Origin of the sequence: Streptomyces mirabilis, assembly GCF_018310535.1 — a bacterium.
GTDB lineage: Bacteria > Actinomycetota > Actinomycetes > Streptomycetales > Streptomycetaceae > Streptomyces.
Genome location: NZ_CP074102.1, coordinates 5,387,428 through 5,405,406 on the forward strand (window position 1 = coordinate 5,387,428; position 17,979 = coordinate 5,405,406).

Annotated in this window: 15 protein-coding genes; 7 read left to right on the plus strand and 8 right to left on the minus strand. The window is 68.8% G+C overall.

Annotated features, from left to right (window positions below; genetic code table 11):
- Position 1 precedes the first annotated feature (1 nt).
- Both SMIR_RS23795 and SMIR_RS23800 read left to right on the plus strand, forming a co-directional pair.
- Positions 2-997, plus strand: a complete 996-nt coding sequence (locus tag SMIR_RS23795) for a hypothetical protein (RefSeq protein ID WP_212727353.1) — start codon at positions 2-4, stop codon at positions 995-997.
- Positions 994-1,872, plus strand: a complete 879-nt coding sequence (locus SMIR_RS23800) for a DUF6339 family protein (protein WP_212727354.1) — start codon at positions 994-996, stop codon at positions 1,870-1,872. The genes SMIR_RS23795 and SMIR_RS23800 overlap by 4 nt, the downstream gene beginning before the upstream one ends.
- 18 nt (positions 1,873-1,890) lie before the next feature.
- On the opposite strand, the gene SMIR_RS23805 is transcribed toward SMIR_RS23800, so the two are convergent.
- From SMIR_RS23805 to SMIR_RS23825, 5 genes are all read right to left on the minus strand, one after another.
- Positions 1,891-3,237 (minus strand): DNA cytosine methyltransferase, encoded by a 1,347-nt coding sequence (locus SMIR_RS23805; RefSeq protein ID WP_212727355.1) that lies wholly within the window; start codon positions 3,235-3,237, stop codon positions 1,891-1,893.
- Between the two features lie 11 nt (positions 3,238-3,248).
- On the minus strand, positions 3,249-4,244 hold the full coding sequence (locus SMIR_RS23810) for a DNA cytosine methyltransferase (RefSeq protein ID WP_212727356.1): 996 nt from the start codon (positions 4,242-4,244) through the stop codon (positions 3,249-3,251).
- Positions 4,232-4,642 (minus strand): very short patch repair endonuclease, encoded by a 411-nt coding sequence (locus SMIR_RS23815; RefSeq protein ID WP_212728397.1) that lies wholly within the window; start codon positions 4,640-4,642, stop codon positions 4,232-4,234. Before SMIR_RS23815 ends, SMIR_RS23810 begins: the two co-directional genes overlap by 13 nt.
- A 54-nt stretch (positions 4,643-4,696) precedes the next feature.
- The gene (locus SMIR_RS23820; RefSeq protein WP_212728398.1) at positions 4,697-7,585 is read right to left on the minus strand and encodes a Z1 domain-containing protein; all 2,889 of its coding nucleotides are present in this window, start codon (positions 7,583-7,585) and stop codon (positions 4,697-4,699) included.
- A gap of 119 nt (positions 7,586-7,704) precedes the next feature.
- Entirely contained in the window at positions 7,705-9,285 is a 1,581-nt protein-coding gene (locus SMIR_RS23825) for an ATP-binding protein (protein ID WP_212727357.1), read from the minus strand.
- A gap of 523 nt (positions 9,286-9,808) precedes the next feature.
- Between SMIR_RS23825 and SMIR_RS23830 the strand changes: the two genes are divergently transcribed.
- A complete protein-coding gene (locus SMIR_RS23830) occupies positions 9,809-10,285 on the plus strand; it encodes a hypothetical protein (RefSeq protein ID WP_212727358.1) in 477 nt (158 codons plus the stop codon).
- A 246-nt stretch (positions 10,286-10,531) separates the two neighbouring features.
- On the opposite strand, the gene SMIR_RS23835 is transcribed toward SMIR_RS23830, so the two are convergent.
- Entirely contained in the window at positions 10,532-12,106 is a 1,575-nt protein-coding gene (locus SMIR_RS23835; RefSeq protein ID WP_249938467.1) for a substrate-binding domain-containing protein, read from the minus strand.
- Between the two features lie 249 nt (positions 12,107-12,355).
- Positions 12,356-13,375: an SEC-C metal-binding domain-containing protein gene (locus SMIR_RS23840; RefSeq protein ID WP_168491965.1), complete on the minus strand. Its 1,020-nt coding sequence runs from the start codon at positions 13,373-13,375 to the stop codon at positions 12,356-12,358.
- Positions 13,376-13,546: 171 nt separating this feature from the next.
- Here SMIR_RS23840 and SMIR_RS23845 point away from each other — a divergent pair, with 171 nt between their 5' ends.
- Complete coding sequence (locus tag SMIR_RS23845) at positions 13,547-14,392, plus strand: class E sortase (protein ID WP_212727359.1); 846 nt, start codon at positions 13,547-13,549, stop codon at positions 14,390-14,392.
- Between the two features lie 173 nt (positions 14,393-14,565).
- On the opposite strand, the gene SMIR_RS23850 is transcribed toward SMIR_RS23845, so the two are convergent.
- On the minus strand, positions 14,566-15,972 hold the full coding sequence (locus tag SMIR_RS23850; protein ID WP_212727360.1) for an MFS transporter: 1,407 nt from the start codon (positions 15,970-15,972) through the stop codon (positions 14,566-14,568).
- A 133-nt stretch (positions 15,973-16,105) separates the two neighbouring features.
- On the opposite strand from SMIR_RS23850, the gene SMIR_RS23855 reads away from it, so the two are divergent.
- From SMIR_RS23855 to SMIR_RS23865, 3 genes are all read left to right on the plus strand, one after another.
- On the plus strand, positions 16,106-16,633 hold the full coding sequence (locus tag SMIR_RS23855) for a winged helix-turn-helix transcriptional regulator (RefSeq protein ID WP_212727361.1): 528 nt from the start codon (positions 16,106-16,108) through the stop codon (positions 16,631-16,633).
- Positions 16,634-16,709: 76 nt separating this feature from the next.
- Positions 16,710-17,036, plus strand: a complete 327-nt coding sequence (locus SMIR_RS23860; protein WP_168491957.1) for a DUF6412 domain-containing protein — start codon at positions 16,710-16,712, stop codon at positions 17,034-17,036.
- Between the two features lie 215 nt (positions 17,037-17,251).
- Positions 17,252-17,959 (plus strand): YidC/Oxa1 family membrane protein insertase, encoded by a 708-nt coding sequence (locus SMIR_RS23865; protein ID WP_212727362.1) that lies wholly within the window; start codon positions 17,252-17,254, stop codon positions 17,957-17,959.
- Positions 17,960-17,979 lie beyond the last annotated feature (20 nt).

The following is a 17,979-nucleotide window of genomic DNA, read 5'->3' on the forward strand; positions in this document are numbered from 1 at the left end:
CGTGAAGATCTACCCGTACAAGAGGCTCAACCGGCCGATCACGCTCAGGGTGACCTCGGTCTCCCTCAGGCTTTCCGACGGTACCCGCGACCAGTTGGAGACCACCGCGTACTCGACCCAGCAGCAGGCCGTCGCGCTCGGCATCGCTGGTCACACGGACTGGGTGAGCGCGACGATCGGCCTCTCGGCGACGCTGCCACCCGGGGCGAACGCGCCGGACGCGGCGTGGTCCGATCTGTATGTCCTCGCCGTGCTGACGGACGGCGAGACGAATGTCCGCACCTCCATGGCGCTCACGTGTGACGCGCAGGACGGCCGGGACTGGTCGGGCTCCGTGGAACTGCTTCGTGATGACCACTTGGGGCGAGCCTCCCTCGCCGTGTACGCCGTCGGGACCGTGGACGGAGTACGCGGTAGATCGATCGCCGAGACCGACCGGAGCTGGATCGTCGACACCGTCTCCGACGAGCCGGTCCGCGGTCTCCAACTGGACGTCCAGACGACGTCGTTCCGGAAAAGCTCCAGGGAGTGGCTGCAGGCCTACGCCGATGCGCCCTGGATCGTGGACACCTCGGCCAGGGTCCCCACCGTGTTCGTGAACACCGATGTCGAGGGTGTTATCGGTCTGTTGGACAGCAACAGCTCGGGTGTGGACAGCAAGGTGCGTGACCTCCTGGTCGCGCAGATGGCCACCGATGTGTGGACCGCGGTGTTCCACGGTGCCATCGGCGATCTGGAGGTGGAGCCCGGCGGCGGCCCGGTCTTCCCGACCGACTGGCAGGGCGAGGTGCTCCGGGAGATGCTTCCGGACGTCGTTCCCGGCGTCCATGTCGAGGAGGCTATGCGACAGGTCCATCGCCGGCGCACCGGCGACTCGGGCTGGGTCGAGCTCCAGACCCGTATCCACTACGCGGCGATCCGCCGTGCCGATGCCACCAAGGCGCTCGCCTACGTTATTCGCAGTCTGGAACAGATGAACCGGGAGAGTGAGACGTGATCACCCAACCGAACCATGTGCCGGAGCGCCTGGCGCTGCTCGCCACCTCGGCCGTCGATCCGTTCCTCACCGAGGAACTGCTCAAAGGTGAGCAGGTCCACGGCGGCATCGATCTCGCCAAGGTCGTCGAGCCGCTTCCCGAGGACGACGCCAGGTGGTGGGTCGAGCCGATCCGAAGCTTGGTGGAGGACGCCATGTTCGAGTTCCGGGAGGATCGCACCCGAGCCGACGCATGGCTCGCGCCACGACTCCATGCCACGCTGCGCCTGACGCGGCGAGAAGCGGCGGACAAGCGTCTGTGGAACCACCTGGCCCTGGCGGTGGCCCCTGACTACGTGGCGTGGCGGCACTTGTCGGAGCCGACGGCGAAGAGGCCGGAAAGGCGCATCGCCGCGGAACGCTTCCGTGGCCCTGCGGACCGTCAGTGCTTCTCCCGTCTGTGGTGGGCGGCTGAGCTCTTCCGGAACGGACCGGACTATGAGCCGGTCGAGGCCGCCTGCGGGAACCAGGACCTTATCCACACAGTTCTCCGGATGGAGCTGATCGACCACCGACCTACCGCCCAGGCCCTGGTCCGCCTTCTGCAACGGGGGCAAGTCACCACCGGGCGAGAGATCTTCGGCCTCAGCGTCGCGATCAACGCGGCCGGCGCGACCCTGATCTACGACCTCCTCGGGCCGGACCGGCCCCGTGACCCCGCCCATCTGCGCGACTGGATCGCGGAAGCGGAATCGGCACCACCGGTCGAGCGGTACGAACTCCCGAAGGGGCCCGACGAGGACCCTGTCCCGGAGGAGTCCGTGGCTGCGCTCACCAGCTACTTTGCAGAGCTGTTCGAGACTGCGCCGGTCAGGGGGAGGAAGCTCGGGGATTGACCTGGCGCCGGGCTCGGACTATTTCGCTGACGTCTTCTTGCTCTTAGACAGGCGCATGGATGAGGGCGGCGGCACCTGGTCCTTGGCCTGCGGGCACCTGTCGGTGCAGTTGTCGGCGGCCCCGCAGCCATTGTTTCGCAGCTTGGCCCGCTGCTCCTCCGTGGTCGGCTGCCAGGGCTTTCTCAGTGCCTCCGGAGTCGGCTTGGGGAGCCCGAGAGCGGCGCTCAGTAGGTGCGCACCGAAGAGGGGCGGTACGGCGTTGCCCACCTGTTGGGCCTGAGCCGTACCGGACCATGGATAGTCCGGCGGGAAGCTCTGCAGCATCCCCGCTTCGTTCATGCTGAACCGCGGGCCTTCGTAGACGATGTTCTCGTCGAGGTGCTCGAAGACCACGAAGCGGGAGATGCGGCCGGTGACGGTGGTGGCGGGCTGCTTGTCCGTGCGCACACCACGTCTCCCCGGGTTTCCGGAGCTCCCGTAGTTCGAGCGGACCAAGAAGGGAGTGACACGCCCTGGATGCGAGCCCACCGGGTCCGAGAGGGCATCATGCATCGACCTCCAGGGGAGCCTGTCCTCGTCGTCCCCTGACGTGCTGCCCTCGTCGAGGGTCGGCTGACGGACCTGGTCAGGTGCGCTCGTCCCGTTCTTCCGATTCCATTCCTTCGCGTCGTAGGAACGGTGTGTAGGGGAAGGGAGCGAGGGCTCACCGAGCCCTTCGCGCCGAGCGATCAACACCGCGCGAGACCGCGTCTGCGGTACCCCGTAGGTCTCGGTGTCGAGAACATCGACGACAACCTTGTATCTGGTCCCATCGGGGAGCCCTGTCTCGGCCAGCACCTTGGCGTAGTGCTCCCAGAGCGGGGCCACTGCTGGGACCTGTTCCAGGACGATGACGTCGTACGGTCGGTTCTCACGGTTCGGGCTCCGCGTTGCCTGAATCGCGTACCGGAGAGGTTCGAGGACCAATCCGGTGCGTGGATCGGGGCGAGCCCCGAGTTCCTCGTCGATCTCCTTGTCGGAGTCGCCTGTCATCAGCCTCTCGATGTACTCCTTGACCCTGTCCAAGGCCTGGCGCCCGGCGCCGTGCCCGGCCACTGAGTACGTCTGGCACGGAGGGCCACCAGCGAGCACGTTGATCTCCGGCGGCAATGACTCGAAGGCATCCCTGCGTACCGCGCTCACATCGGCGTGAAGGGTGTCCAGCCCGGCGGCGTACCGGGTCAGGCACGCGCTCCTGTCCCACTCGATACCGAGACTCGGGATGTCGAGCGAGTGACCGGCGACGTCCAGCCCTCCGGGACCTGCGAAGAGGTCGAGGACGAAAGGCTGGTCGAGGATGGCCTTGTGGGACGCCGTGCTGGTCATGTGGCGGAAGTCTAGCCGGCAGCGGGGACTGCTGGATCCAGAATCAGCGCTGCGGCGACAGCCCTCCCCAGTGCCTCTCCCACCGGCGGTGGTGTCGCGTGCCCGACCTGGCGGTATCGGGCAGTCTTGCGCCCGGTGATCTCCCACGTCTCGGGGAAGCCCTGCAACAGCGCTGCCTGCCCAGCCGTGATCTTCACCATGTTGTCCCTGCCGAGTTCGGGATCCCATACGAAGTCCGCGTCGGGAACGTCGTCACTCACGGTGTGACCGTTGACACCCATGGTCGCCCAGGTCTGCTTGGCACCAGTCGGTCCCAGGTCCGCGCCGCCCCGGTTCTTCGAACCGCCGACGAGAGTCGGAGCCGGTCGATCGGCCTGGGCGGCCCAACGGGCAGCATCCTGCCAACCGCGCGAGGCCATGGAGGGCCCCAGAACGGCACCGACCGTCGCCGGCTGCTGCACGGTCGGTGTCGGCGGCCGGAACGCTTCGGCCCACTGCCGCTCGATGGCGACCAGGACGCCCTGCTTGCGGTTCTGGGGTACGCCGAAGTCGACGGCGTTCACGACGAACCAACTGAACTCGTAGCCGAGGTGGGCCAGTTCGACCCGGGCGAAATCACGAAACTGCTGGTAAGCGTTCGAGTGCGCGAGCCCGGGAACGTTCTCGATGAGTACCGCACGAGGCCTGATCGCATGGACGAGATAGACCGTGGCCTTCAGCAACTGTTCCTCCGCACGCGAATCGGCGCGTCCGACAGTCGCACTGGACTTCACTCGTGGCAGGCCGGCCGAGAGGAGGTCCACGTCGTGGCTCACGGGATGCTCGGCCGGGTCGAAGTCCATCAGGTCAGTTTGAAGGACGTTCCAGTGCGGCCGGTTGGCCCGCAGCGTGCTGACGGCGAGTTCGTCGTCGTCCAGCAGCAGGCGCGGCTCGAACCCCGCCTGCTCCAGTCCGAGGGCGAGGCCGCCCGCTCCCGAGCACACATCGACGAAGGTCAAATCCCCCATTTTTTCCCCCTTCTCGTGCGTTCTGTCAGACGCCACTCCACAGCCGCTCTCACCCGCGCGGCTACTTCCTCGGGAGTCTCATGCTCCCAGAACCGCAACACCATCCACCCCTGCGCGGTCAGGTGCTCCGTCGTCTCCCGGTCGCGGGCCATGTTCCGGTCGAGCTTCGTACGCCACCACTCGGCGTTGGCTTTCGGTTGCGTGGCGTGATCCGGGCACCCGTGCCAGAAGCACCCGTCGATCAGGACGGCCACCTTGGCACGGGTGAACGCCACGTCGATGCGCCGCCGCGCCATGCCTGGTACCGGGTACTCCACGCGGTAGCGCAGGCCCGCCGCGTGCAGGAGGTGCCGTACGGCCAGTTCGGCGCTCGTATCCTTGCTGGCCTGTCGGGACATGCGCGCGGAGACGCCGGGAGAGGAGGGCCTCACGTTGTCCAATGCTGTCGGACCTCAAATACGTACGTCGTCTCGGTCGATGACGATCGCATCCTGCCGGCTGGAGTCGATCGCACGGAACCGGACCAGCGGGCGCTCGGATCCCACCGACGACTTCGGGGCGACGAAAGAGAAGGCCATCACCAGATCACCAGGCGCCATCGCCCCGTCGGAGGCGAGTCGCGGCTCGGACTCGATCACCGGGTAGAGCAGCAGCGCGCCTCGGCGCGGGCGGACGTGCTGCTCGACCGTCGTGTTGCCGGCCGTCTCGACGGCGCCCGCGACGCGCAGGGCGGCGGCACGGTGCTTGGGCTCACTGAGCGCGCCGAAGAGAGAGCCTCGCCTGCGAGTACGACGGGCCGGGGTGAACGGGCCGTGCCCCAGGATGCGGGCCTCCACGCGCCTGGCGGAGGTCTGCAACGGAGTGATCACGAGCCAGTCGTCGATCGTGGTCTCCTGCTGCCCTGTCTCCAGCAGGAACTCCAGGTGCGGCGAGAACTGGCTCGGAATCGACCACCGCAGGTCGCACAGGACCTTCATCAGCGTGTCGTGCGAGACCGTCCCCACGCGCGCTTCGTACTCGGGGCCGTCCCCGACCGACAGGCGCACCGGGTCCTGACTCAGCGCGGCGAGCACCGGCTCCCAGCACTCGGTGTTGTGGGCCATTCCCTCCGAGGTCTCCGGGTAGGCGGTCGGCTCCACCCAGGTCCCGGGCGACCGCACCTCCACCAGCTCCGTATTGAACATCTTGTTCCGAGCCGACGGCTTCACCCATGGCAGATGCTGGGTCACCAGGGGTGGGATCTGGGCGGGGGTGACCTGGGGGCGACCGTCCACCAAGGGCGCGTAGCGGGCCAGCTCGGCGCGGAAGAGTTCCTCGTCCCGGCAGATCGCCTCGAAGGCCTCGTACAGGTCGACCGTCTTGGCGTTGCGACCGCGGCCGAGGGCCTCCTCGCGGCCGATGTAGAGGCGCACGAGGTCCCGGTACCCGTGTCGGAAGCCGAACCAGCGGCCCATCTGCATCAGGGTGTCGGCCTGCTGCGTCGTGCGGCGGTAATACGTGATCGTCAGGCCCTCGACCGTGAAGCCTCGGGACAGTTTGGTGCCACCGACAAGGATCTTCCAGACCCTCGGGGTGCGGTCGAAGTCCAGGTCGGGCTGTGTGTAGTCGCGTTCGCTCTCACCGTTGATGACCATGACGGGGCTGCCGCCCTGGTTGATGAGACGGCGGGCCTTAGAAACGTATGGCTTGAGGTCCGCGTACGTCGTGGGAGTGGGCAGGGAGCCGTCCGCGTGGGCGTGGAAGTCCTTGTCGAAGAGGGACGCCAGGCGGGTGTGACCCTCCGGGCCCGTGTACGCGGCGTTGTGCCACAGGGTGTTGATGCGCAGGGCGAGCGCGGCGTGCTCGGCCATGCGGACCGATTCGTGCACGAGCATCGTGTGGTGCCGGAACGGGTCGGAGGGAACGCCGTGCTCCTCGCGGTAGAGCTTGAGAGCGCCCGTGAGCACGAAGGCGTCCAGGGCCTCCTGGAGTCGGTCGCCCGTGGAGTCGTAGATGCCCCGGACATGCTTCTTCTCGGCCTCGCCTTCACCGTCGCCGAAGGTGTCCAGGTCGTGGAAGTCCTGAACGCCCATGTAGTCGGTGGGACGCGGGAGGGATATCAGGAAGTCGCGCGGGAAGATGTCCTCCCCGTCACCCGGGTCGATGAACACGTTGGCGAAGGGAGTCGCGGTGTAGCCGACGTACTGGGCGCGAGGCAGGAGCTTGAGGAGCTTGCTGATCTGGCCGTTGATCGCGGTGCGGGTGACCTTGCCTTCCTCCCACTTCTTCGGGTCGGTCGTATTCACCGAGGCCTGGTCGGACTCGTCGTCGATGATCAGGGCCGGTACCTCGCCGAGGGTCGGGCCTATCTTCCTGAGGTCCTTGACCAGATTTTCCAGCACCGACTTGTTCTTCTTCACAACCATGACGCGTGCGCGAGTCATATGCAGGTTCGCCGAGTCGTACAGGGGACGGGTGCGGTCCGGCCTCTTGAACTCCAAGGCGCTGATGCCGCGTTCCAGTGCCATGTAGTCACGGTCGCGCGAGGTCAGACGCTCGATGTCGAAGGCGCCGAGCATGGAGGGGCGGGCACCGAACGAGACGAACTTCGCGGGCCAGTCCTCGTCGTCCTGGTAGTCGATGCCGACCAGGGCGTCCGGGTCGTTCGGGTCGGCGGCGCCCAGGATGTTCTCCTGGCCGATCAGTTCCATGTCGAGACGGCGCTGGGTCTGGCCGCGCAGCAGGTTCAGGGTGCCGCCCAGGACGATGACCAGGCGGTAGCCCGCGTCGATGGCCTTGGCGGTGACGCCGGTGAAGTTGGCGGTCTTGCCGGACTGTACGTAGCCGACGACGAGTCCGCGCGCGCCATAAGGGTCGTCACGGGTGGGGTCGGCAAGCCGTTCCACGACCGCATGGGCGGCCTCGTCCAGACTGGAGACCGCCGCGTCGCTCCAGCCCTTGCGGCGCAGCAGTCGCTCGTACGAAGTCCAGTAGAAGGAGCGGTTCGCCGCCTGCCCCCGGGTGTACCAGGCCTGGAACTCGCGGCTGATGGTGACAGGACCCGGTTCCGTGTGGACCGGGACTGTAGCGTCGAACGCTTTGCGTAGATCCGCTTCGAACGCGAGCTTGTCGTAGACCTCGGCGCGGCGCTCCGGGGTGCGCGGCGCGGTGGCCGACCACGTGGGGGACTGTTCGAAGTCCCATGCGGTGAGCTTGCGGCGCCAGAGGACGAGCAACTCGTCGCCGGGGCCCGCGGCCAGGATGCGGTCGTGGAAGCTGGTCATGTCCGTGTCTGCCGGTTCGTCGGTGTCGGCGAGCACGAAGGCGAGCTTGGCGAAGTGCTTGGGGCCGCGTCGGCTCATCGCGTCGAGGACCTCGCCGTGGAGGTCGGTGATGCGGTCAGGAGTGGGCGTGTTCTCGGCGGTCACGGCGGCTGGGTGGCCTCTCTGATGTACGGGAAGATGCGGGGGAGAGGGGTGGACTAACCCTCGGTGCGGGCGAGTTCGGCCCGTACCGCGGCGACGAGGACGCTGTTCCACAGGGCGACCTTGTCGGTCTGATTGGCCCAGACCCGCTCCTTCTGGAAGATCTCGTTGAGCATCAGATAGAGAAGGCTCTTGAGGACCGGGGCGTCGTTGGAGCCCCCGCGCCGGCCGCCGTTGAAGGCATGCCGGTAGTCCTTGTTGAGGGCGACCAAGCGCTCCTTGTGGTCGATCGTGAAGACCAGTTCGGCGGAGTCGGCGCCGGGCGGCACGTCGAGTTTGGCCCAGGCGAAGGTGACGGGATCATCGCCCTCCAGCTGCGGCAGTTCGTCCCGCAGCGTCCGCTTCAGCTTCGGGTCGATGCCTTTGCCGGGCGGGATGACGGCCATGCGCTTGACCTCGGTACGCCGCTTGGCGGCCTCGCGGTAGGTCGTCTCCGCCTCACGGATGTATTCGGTGAAGGTGTGGCCGGCGGTGGGGTCGGCCGCCTTCTCCAGCCCTCGGGCGAACGCCGGGGTGACCTGGACGCCGTCCTTCTTGACGGTCAGGGCGAACACGTCGTTGGGCTCGGGCGGTAGGTCCACGGCGATCCGGGCGAGAGCGAGGTGGCCCTCCGGGCTGCGGGTGTCGTTCCAACCGCCGGCCTGGACGAGTCGGTCGTTGCGGTAGAGGTAGAAGCCCTGGCGCTCGGCGAGCGGGCCGATGCCTCGGTAGGCGACCAGGGGAGACTTGGGCGGCCATATGTGCGCGGTGAGCGCGACGTCGCCGACGCCTTCGACAGGCGCGACGTACGTACGGGGATAACCCGGGCGGCCCGGGATCCGATAGCCGAACGGGTCGATGTCCTCCACGCTCCGGTGGTCGAGTTCCTCCCGGGTGTGGACATCCTCGACGACGATGTCCACGTGGAAGCCATCGCGGGCGAGGAAGCGATGGAGGTGGAGACCGAGGTGGGTCTCGAGCCGTTCGATCGCGTCATTGAGGTAGCGGTCGGTCTGACCGGTGGTGATGGTCTCGAATGCGCGGACCTGGTCCCAGCGCACGATCGTGCCGTGCCAGTCGATGATCCCGTCGTAGCGGTCGACCAGGTCCTGGCAGTACGTCGCATCGACGATGTCGCAGGTGAAGTCGGCCTGCGCGCGGGCGGTGAGCCAGCGGCGGCCGGCCGACGGGCTGCTCTTGGTTCGGCTGATCACGGTGAGAGCATCGGCGTGCGAGAGGGAGGCGGCCTTCAGTCCGGCGCCGAAATGCCCGAGGGCCCCGGCGGCGTACTTCTCGCGCCCGCCGACGGTCATCGCCGTGTCCAGGCTCGTCTCGTCCATGCCGTGGCCGTCGTCGATGACGAGCAGGCCGACGAGGCGGTCTCGTCCACCGAGCTCGCCGGTATCCCGCAGGAAGCTCACGACGACGTTGTGGGCTCCTGCGTCGATCGAGTTGTCGATCAGGTCGGCGATGGCCGCCTCGAAGCCGTAGCCCTGGTGCGCGAGCGATTCGAACGACCTGGCTGCCGGGGGAAGCCGCTTGCTTCCGCTGGTGGGTACGTCGAATTGCCAGTCCGAAGACGGTTGGTAGGGCGGCATACAGGTGTTCCTCGCGGGCCGGGACATGCCCGGGATGCGAGCGGGCATGCCAGTTCAGCTGGTTGCATGTGACGTTAGCGTGAGCGAGTTGTGAAGGAGTAACGGGATCGGAACAAATGCGCTCGATGTCCATGGACGCGTTCCAGGGGGCGAACCGCAGGAGGCGTGATGCCGTCTCAAGCTTTCGGGATCCCGTGGCCTTGCCGGTATTGCCGGCCCGAAACGCACCAGAAGGGCCCCTCTGCGGCGGCCGAGCCGCAGCCGACCTTCGCGCCGCCGGTGGCGTCGCGTCCGATGGGGGGAGGCGTCCAGGGGTGGGAGGTGCTCCTCGCGGCGGGGAGATCGAGTGGGCGTTCGCCCCGGCTCCCCGGGCGCTGGACACGGGGCTCCAGTACCGCTCCGGCCGGATCGTTGAACGCTCCCGTGCGGTCCGCCGGTCGCTGTCGTTGGTGTCACTGCCCAAGGTGGTACGGGATTTCGATGAACGCCTTCACGGCGTCTACCTGCAGGAGGGGGATCGGCCATGCGTGTGGGGATTACCGGGCATCGGGGTTTGAGCCGAGACGTTGAGCGGCAGGTTCGCCGGCTTCTCGAGGTGGCTGTTCGCGAAATCGATGCGGCTGAATTGGTGGGGGTCTCGTGCATCGCGGACGGCCCGGATGCGTGGTTCGCGGAGGCGGTGCTGAAGCACGGCGGAGCTCTCGAAGTCGTTGTTCCCGCTGAGCAGTACCGCGAAGGTCTCCCGGAGAGTCACTGGCCGGTCTACGACGCGTTGATGCGTCGTGCGGCACAGGTGCATCACACGGGCATGGCGGCGTCGGACTCGGACGCGCACATGGCGGGCAGCGAGATCCTGGTGGGCTTGGCCGAGGAACTGTTCGCTGTCTGGGACGGGAAGCCGGCGTGGGGGTACGGGGGCACTGCCGATGTGGTGTCGTACGCCGAACGGAACGGGGTCCCGGTACGCGTGCTGTGGCCAGAGGGCGCAACCCGCGAGTAGGACCGGATCAGGCGGGACCCCGTACCCCACTTCTCAGGACGCAACCAAGGTCGCGGCGCAGGCATCATGGGTTCTCCGCGGTGATGATTCCGCCGACAGAGCGCCGGCGTGGGCCACTGTGTCGCCTGACAAACCCGGCGACGAGGCCGTGAGTGATCAGTCCTGCGAACTTGGGAAACGGCGGATCAGCCACCGTCCACCTTTTGGTGACCGCGCCCCGACACCGCCCCACATGAAACCCCGAGCCTAACTCGGACGGCAAAGCAGCGGTTTGGCCAGTTCGGTGCATGGGCGGTCGCCGTGGGAGCGGATGATGTCCTTGCCGACCTCGTTGGCGAGGTAGCGCAGGAATCCCGCGGCGAGGGAGTTCGCGGGCGGCTCTCCGTAGGTGTACGCGTACTCGGTCTGCCAGTACGGGTACGCGCCCTCGTCCGCGCCTTCAAGGGTGGCCGGGTAGCCGTCGATGCGAATCTGCTGGACGTCGTCGTGTGCGGTGGCGGCGCCGACCTCGCTGTGGCCGAGGGCTCCGGGTGTTGAGGCCACGGTGCTCAGGAGGGTCTCGGTGTCGCTGACCTCGCAGCGGCCGGGCTTGTTCTCGTCCAGCGCCGTGCAGTCGCTCGCGGTGACCGCCAACAGGGGCTTGTTGTCCAGTACTTGGCGTTCCAGTGTGGTCCGGGTGCCTGAGCCGGGGTTGCGGCTGACGAGGTGGATGGGCACGTTGTTGCCCTTCACCTGGATCCAGTTGGTGATCTTTCCGGCGTAGATGTCCCTGATCTGTTTCAGGGACAGGTCCTGGACGCCGGCGTCCTTGTTGACGACCAGGGCGAACAGGGACAGGGCGACGGGTCTGGGGAGCAGTTGCGGACGGCCGTCGCTCTTGGGGCCGTCGCTGAACGTCAGCCGGTCACCCAGTCCCTGGCTGCCCGTCGGTTTGGCCTTCCGGCCCGCCGCGGCCAGGGCGTCGAGCCCCGACACGCCGTGGAACGTGTCGTCGGTGATGGGTATGAAGGCGTCGGGGCAGGTCCTGTGGTACTGCTTCGCCGCCTCTTGGAGCACTGGCGCGAACGCGGTGGAGCCGGACAGGGTGAGCGTCCCAGTGGCGCAGTCCAGTGGTGCGGCCGTGGCATCGTGCCTGGTGAACGTCAGGATGGACTGGACGGCGCTGACCATGACGAGGAGGGCGAGCACCCACCTGACCGGCTTCGAGGCGAACGGGTAGTACTCGGTCTTCTTGATCTTCCCGCGGCGTACTCCGCCCACGATGCTCGCGACGACCTCGGGCTCGGGGAACTCCTCGTCCGTGAAGCTCTCCTCGCGTTCCAGGACCGCCAGCACCTTGTAGTGGTCGCCGCGGTTCAGTTTCACCTTGGGCAGTTCGATGACGCCGTCGGTGACCCCGAGGCCGGGGACGCGTGGTGTGGGGTGCTGGTCGTCGCTGCTCGGCGTGAAGAAGCCGCGCAGCTCGTTGCGGCTGAGTTCGGTCACGACCATGCCGACGACGCGGCGGCCCCGGCATTTGACCTGGATGCCCGCGTGGCCCCGGTCGGGCGCCAGATAGCTGTTCTCCACGATGGGGGCCCAGCCGCTGTTCTCGATCCGCAGCAGCACGAAGGACGGGTCATGCAGCGGGCCGCCGTTGGCCCGCTGCATCTGATGAAGCGCCCCGGCGTACGGTAAGGCGCGTTCGTCCCGGGCGGTCGTGTCCATCTGGACTCGGTAGCCCAGCCGTTTGCGGCCGACGAGGACGAACTCCCAGAGCGCCGCGATCCCGGGAAGGGCCAAGCCCAGTACGGCGAACGCGAGTTGCCAGGAACCGTTCACGGTCGACTCCCGCAGAAGAAGAGGCTGGGAGGGCCATGGTGGCGGTCGGGTTCCCGGGGCGCCGGGGGTGCTCAGATCCTTGCGATTGATTTCACCGGGGCGTCACCTGGGACACCTGGGGTTCGCCAGGCAGGGCGACGCCATCACTTCGGGAGCCAGGGGGGCAAGCTGATGCCCCCCGGTACCCCCGGTACCCCCGGCCCCGAGGCCGGGAAGCCGGGGAAAGAGAGTCGCCTTACTCGGCGGTGGCTACTCGGCGGTGGTTCCGTGGCACTCCCCATAGCCGCGCTCCGACCCGCACCAGCACTCAACCCCCCGCTGCGGTGGCCAAGCCACAGCCAACCCCCGCGCCGCCAGCGTCGTCGCGTACTGCGGCAGCAGCGTCGCGTCCGACGGGGACGAGGCCTCCGACGCGGCGAAAGCCTCGTACGACGGGACCGTGCCCGTGACGATGCCGAGGTTCGGGGTGCCGGAAGTCGCCAGTTCCCGTAGCGAGGCCTCTATGGTCGCGAGGTGTTCCTCGTGGGACGGGTACTCCGAGGAGAGGGTGGGGTACGCCGTCAGGAGTTCCGTCAGTTCGGTGGTCGGCCAGTGGAGGATCGCCACCGGGAACGGGCGGGACAGTGCCTCCCTGAACGTGCCCAGCTCCGCCCTCAGACGGGAGATTTCCGCCTGGAGTTCGGCGGGGTTGTCCGAGCCGAGGGACCAGACGCGCTTCGGGTCGTGGAGTTCGTCCAGGGAGACCGGGGACGAGTGGAGGGTGTCGGCCAGGGTGTCCCAGTTGTCGTGGGCCGCGCCCAGCATGCGGCGGACGCGGTGGCGGCCGAAGAGGAGCGGGTGGGTGGAGTACGGGGGCTCCGACGTCTCCGTGAGGAGGAGCTGCGCGGCCTGGGTGAACGTCTCCTGCGCCGCTTCCAGCTCGTCGTGGGACTCCAGGGCCTCGGCCACGATCACCCAGGGGGCCGGGTCCCGGGGTGACGCGGCGCGGATGCCGTCGATGATCGCCCGGGCCTCGGCCTCGTGGCCGTACTCCCACAGGTTCGAGGCCTTGAGGGCGCGGACCAGGTGGGGATGCTCCAGGGGCGTCGAGGACGACAGCAGGCGGTCGTAGAGCGCGGTGGCTCCAGGGCGGTCGCCGGCCAGTTCGAGGTGGGCCGCTGCCTGCACGAGCAGGTGTTCGGCGTCCTCGGGGTAGAGGCCTGCGGTCCGCTCCAGGCGCGCTGCTTCGGCGTTGTGGTCGACGTGCTCGGCAGACGTGTCGGGGCGCATGGGGGACACCGTACTGCCGATGCCGTTCGAGGGAGAGATACCTGCAGGCCAGAGGGCGGGATCTCTTCGTTGCCCTTGGGTGCCGACGAACGGTTCGGGCGGTCATGGGGCTGGTGAGTTCGGGGCGCAGCCCTTATCTTGCGGGCCCGGTCGGAGAGGCGAGGCATCGGTATGTGGGCTCCTGGCATCGTGCGGCGCGGCCTCGGGGCTCCGGGTGTCGTGGATCACGGCACTCGGCGGCGACGGGCCGCGTACCGGCGGGTGGTGTGGGGCGGGGGCGAGGTTCTCGTCACCGTCGGTCTCCTTCTCCTGCTTCTCGTCGTGCATCAGCTCTGGTGGACCAATCGGCAGGCCCGGGAGGGCGCCGAGAGGAAGGTCCAGGCGTTGGAGAAGGGGTGGGGGAGCGGGGAGGACGCGGGGGAGGGACAGGGAGAGGCACAGGGCGCGGGTGCGGGGGTGTCGGGTGCGGGGCGTGTCTCGGGTGCCCCGGCGGGGGGTGGTGCGTCCTCCGGTCGTGGCTCCGGGGCGTCCACCGGGAGTGGGCAGGCTCAGGGAACGCCCCGGTCGTCCCAGGCGTACGCCGTTCTCTCCATTCCCCGGCTCGGTCTTCGTGTGCCCGTCGCGGAGGGTGTCAGCAAGCGGGATGTCCTCAACAAGGGGTATGTCGGGCACTACCCGCACACCCAACAGGCCGGACAGGCCGGGAACTTCGCGCTCGCGGGGCATCGGAACACTCATGGGGAGCCGTTCCGGTACATCAACCGGCTGCGGCGGGGGGACGAGATCGATGTCGAGACGGCGGCGGGGCGCTACGTCTACGTCGTCGACAAGACGCTTGCGCAGACCTCCGCGAATGACGGAGGGGTCATTCGGGAGGTGCCGCGCAGTACCGTTCGGCCCGCCTACGGGTACAGCGCGCCGGGGTACTACATCACCCTCACCACCTGCACGCCCGAGTACACCTCCCGGTATCGGCTCGTGGTGTGGGGCACGTTGACCTCCATGCGCCCCCGTTGACCGCGATCACCGCCCCACCCGGGGAACGGTCCCGTCCGGGGAACGGTCCCGTCCGGGGAACGGTCCCGTCCGGGGAACGCTCCCGTCATCCGACGGAACCGTCCTGCCCGGAGAGCGGCCCCGCCCTGCCCGGAGAGCGGCCCCGCCCGGGGACCGGCCCCGCCCGGCAAACGTCAGCCCCGCTCCCGAAGGGCCAGCACGCTCGCGCCCGCCACCAGCGCCAGCCCCGCCGAGACCGCGATCGCGATGTCCGCGCCGTGCGCGAGCCCGCCCGTGGAGGTGACGATCGCGATGGTCAGGGCCACGCCGGCGCACGAGCCGATGTAGCGGAACGTCTGCTGCGCGCCCGAGCCCATCGCGGCGCGGGTCGCGGGGACGGACTCGACCGCGACGAGCGGCAGTGCGGCGTTGAGGAGCCCGCTGCCGACGCCGGAGACGAGGAAGCCGGGCAGCAGGCGGGTCCATGAACCGGCGTCGAGCGCGCCGAGCATCGTCAGGACGCCGGCCGCGTGCAGTGCGAAGCCGAGGGCGAGTTGGTGGCGCGGGGAGATCCGGCCCGCGAGGCGCCGCGCCTGCAGGGCGACCCCGAAGGACAGCCCGGACCAGAGCAGGAACAGCCACGCCGTGTCCAGCGCGGACAGGCCCAGGGTCTGCTGGAGCAGCGCCGGCAGGAAGCTGAAGAGGCCGATCACCGCGAGGCCGGTGAACAGACCGCTCGCGGAGGAGGCGAGGAAGCGGCGGTGGCGGAGCAGGGAGAGGTCGATCATGGGCGTACGGGTTCGGTGTTCGACGAACGCGAACGCCGTCGTCAGGACGGCGAACGCCGCCAGCAGGAGGCCCACCGACGGGCGCAGCCAGCCGTCCCGGCCCAGGGTGAGCGCGGCCACCAGGGCGACGAGCGCCAGGCCGAAGGTGAAGGCGCCGGCCAGGTCGGGGCGACCGCCTCGGGAGGCCCGGGACTCGGTGAGGGCGCGGGTGCCCAGCAGGGCGACCAGGAGCGCGGCGGCGCCCAGGACGGCGTACGCGATTCGCCAGTTCAGGGTCTGGGCGATCGCGCCGGCGAGCAGTGGGCCCAGGGCTATGCCGCCGCTGACGAACGCGCCCCACACGCCGGTCGCGTGCAGCCTGCCGCGGGCGGTCGGGAAGGCGTGCACGAGCAGGCCCAGGCTGCTCGCGAGGATCGCGGCGCTCGCCGCGCCCTGCGCGACGCGGGCCAGCGTGAACAGCCAGGTGGAGGTCGCGAGCGCGCCGAGCGCGGTGGTGATGCCGAGGGCGACGGTGCCGGAGAGGAAGATCCGGCGGCGACCGTAGTCGTCGGCGAGGCTGCCCGCGACCAGGAGCAGCGCGGCGAGGCCCAGCGGGGTGCCGTTGAGCAGCCAGGCCTGGGCGGAGACGGGGGTGTGCAGCGCGGCGGCGGTGTCGGGGAGCGTGACCATCGGCGCGGTGTACGTCATCAGGGCCACGGCGGTGGCGGCGCTGGTGACGGCGAGGGTGGCGGTCGCCCGCGGGGGTGTCTCGAGGGGTGTGCCGGGGGGTGCCGAGGACGCCTTCGCGGTGGTGGCGTGATCGAGCTGGGACATGGTCTGCCCTTCGGGCTCCGGAGCGGATCAGCAGAAGGGTAGGTTCAGTCAATGAACCAGCCCCGTGGGTCGACCGTAGCACCTTAGGTTCGTTCATTGAACTGACAGGTCGAAAAGTGGCTACAGTGGGGTCATGGCTCTCGGCAAGGACTACGCGACGCAGGAGTGCTCGATCGCCAGCGCGCTCGAGATCGTCGGCGAGCGGTGGACGCTCCTCGTGGTGCGCGACGCGCTCTACGGCGTACGGCGCTACAACGACTTCCTCGTCCACCTCGGCATCCCGCGCGCCGTCCTCGCGTCCCGACTCCAGGCGCTTACCGCCGAGGGCATCCTCGAGAAGCGCCGTTACCAGGAGTCGCCGCCGCGCGACGAGTACGTCGTCACCGACCGCGGCATCGCCCTGTGGCCGACCCTGCGCTCGCTCGGGCGGTGGGGCCGCGAGCACCTTGGCGAGGCGCGGCTGCGCTACTTCCGCCACGCGACCTGCGGTACGGAGCTCGGCCCGTACGGCGAATGTGCCACGTGTGGAACCGTCGTACCCGTTTCGGACGTCGAAATGGTGCCGGGACCCGGACTCGATCCGGACCCGGCGGATCCGGTCAGCCGGGCGCTGCTCAAGCCGAAGCGGCTGCTGGAGCCGATCGACACCGGTCACGGATAAGACCGACACCGGTCACGCGTGAGCAGGTACGGGGGACGTGAGCCCGCGTACGAGAGGGCGAGAGGAGGGGCGGTCCGTGGTCCGGAGCTCGGCGAACGCGCGAAATCTGCGCCCTGTCGCCCTTCTGCTCGTGCTGCTCCTCGAACTCGCCGTGCTGGACGCCGGCAGCCTCCCGGCAGCTGTCGCCGTCGCGTTCACCGCGACCGCCGCGGCCGGAGCCGCGCTCGCCATCTGCGCCCTCGTCGGCTCGCGCCGCGCGTCCGCCGTCCCGCGTACGCGGGTTCGTACGGCGATCCGCGACCGTGAGCACCGTACGGCGTTCCTGCCTCAACGTGATCCCGACGCCTCGGGGCGTCCGCGCCCCCGAGCGCCCGGGCGGGCCCTCCTGACGGCCGCCGCGTAGGGATCCCAGCAGGAACTCGCCAGTCGAACAACCCCTGTCTGCCAACCCCTGTCTGCGTACCCCCGCGCGGGTCGTCATGCCGACGCGTCATTTCTCATTCCGGCACGACGAGACCCCCGGAGGGCTCATCCATGTCCACCTCCATGTCCACCTCCATGTCCACCTTCATGTCCGCCTCCACGTCCGCCTTCACGTCTGCTTCCACGCCCGCACCCATGTCCGCCTTCGCCGGGCTGGTCGAGCGGCTCGCCGATCTGCTCGAACCGCTGTTCCACGCTTCCGCTGCCGCCGCCGCGATCGTCCTGTTCACCGCGCTCGTACGACTGCTCGTGCATCCCCTGTCCCGGGCGGCGGCGCGTGGACAGCGGGCGCGTGCCGCGTTGCAGCCGCGGATCGCCGAGCTGCGCAAGAAGCATCGGAAGGATCCCGAGAGGTTGCGGAAGGCGGTGCTGGAACTGCACGAGAAGGAGAAGGTGTCGCCGCTGTCCGGGATTCTGCCCGGACTTCTTCAGTTGCCGGCCTTCTTTCTCCTGTACCACCTGTTCTCCAGCTCCACCGTCGGCGGTGAGGCCAATGAGCTGTTGGGCCACCAGCTGTTCGCCGCACCGCTCGGCGACCGGTGGGTCGACGCGCTCGGGAGCGGTGGAGTGTTCGGTGCCGCCGGGCTCGTCTACCTCGGTCTGTTCGTGGTCGTCGGCGCGGTGGCTACCTTCAACTACCGGCGTACGAAGCGGACGATGGCCGCGTCGGCGCCCGCGGCCGGCGGGGCGGAAGTGCCCGGCCTCGGTGCGGTGAGCGCGTTTGCGCCGTTCCTGTCCTTCTTCACGCTGATCACCGTGGCGGTGGTGCCGTTGGCCGCCGCGTTGTACGTGGTGACCAGTACGGCCTGGAGTGCCGTGGAGCGGGCGGTCCTGTATCCCTGAGGGTGCGGCGGCGGTCCAGT

What these genes read in the sequence shown, in the direction of transcription:
- SMIR_RS23805 (WP_212727355.1), bottom strand. Translation starts at nt 3,237, where the DNA reads ATGACCAGCACGGCGTCCCACAAGGCCATCCTCGACCAGCCTTTCGTC.
- SMIR_RS23810 (WP_212727356.1), bottom strand. Translation starts at nt 4,244, where the DNA reads ATGGGGGATTTGACCTTCGTCGATGTGTGCTCGGGAGCGGGCGGCCTC.
- SMIR_RS23815 (WP_212728397.1), bottom strand. Translation starts at nt 4,642, where the DNA reads ATGTCCCGACAGGCCAGCAAGGATACGAGCGCCGAACTGGCCGTACGG.
- SMIR_RS23820 (WP_212728398.1), bottom strand. Translation starts at nt 7,585, where the DNA reads ATGAGCCGACGCGGCCCCAAGCACTTCGCCAAGCTCGCCTTCGTGCTC.
- SMIR_RS23825 (WP_212727357.1), bottom strand. Translation starts at nt 9,285, where the DNA reads ATGCCGCCCTACCAACCGTCTTCGGACTGGCAATTCGACGTACCCACC.
- SMIR_RS23830 (WP_212727358.1), top strand. Translation starts at nt 9,809, where the DNA reads ATGCGTGTGGGGATTACCGGGCATCGGGGTTTGAGCCGAGACGTTGAG.
- SMIR_RS23840 (WP_168491965.1), bottom strand. Translation starts at nt 13,375, where the DNA reads ATGCGCCCCGACACGTCTGCCGAGCACGTCGACCACAACGCCGAAGCA.
- SMIR_RS23845 (WP_212727359.1), top strand. Translation starts at nt 13,547, where the DNA reads ATGTGGGCTCCTGGCATCGTGCGGCGCGGCCTCGGGGCTCCGGGTGTC.
- SMIR_RS23850 (WP_212727360.1), bottom strand. Translation starts at nt 15,972, where the DNA reads ATGTCCCAGCTCGATCACGCCACCACCGCGAAGGCGTCCTCGGCACCC.
- SMIR_RS23855 (WP_212727361.1), top strand. Translation starts at nt 16,106, where the DNA reads ATGGCTCTCGGCAAGGACTACGCGACGCAGGAGTGCTCGATCGCCAGC.
- SMIR_RS23865 (WP_212727362.1), top strand. Translation starts at nt 17,252, where the DNA reads ATGTCCGCCTTCGCCGGGCTGGTCGAGCGGCTCGCCGATCTGCTCGAA.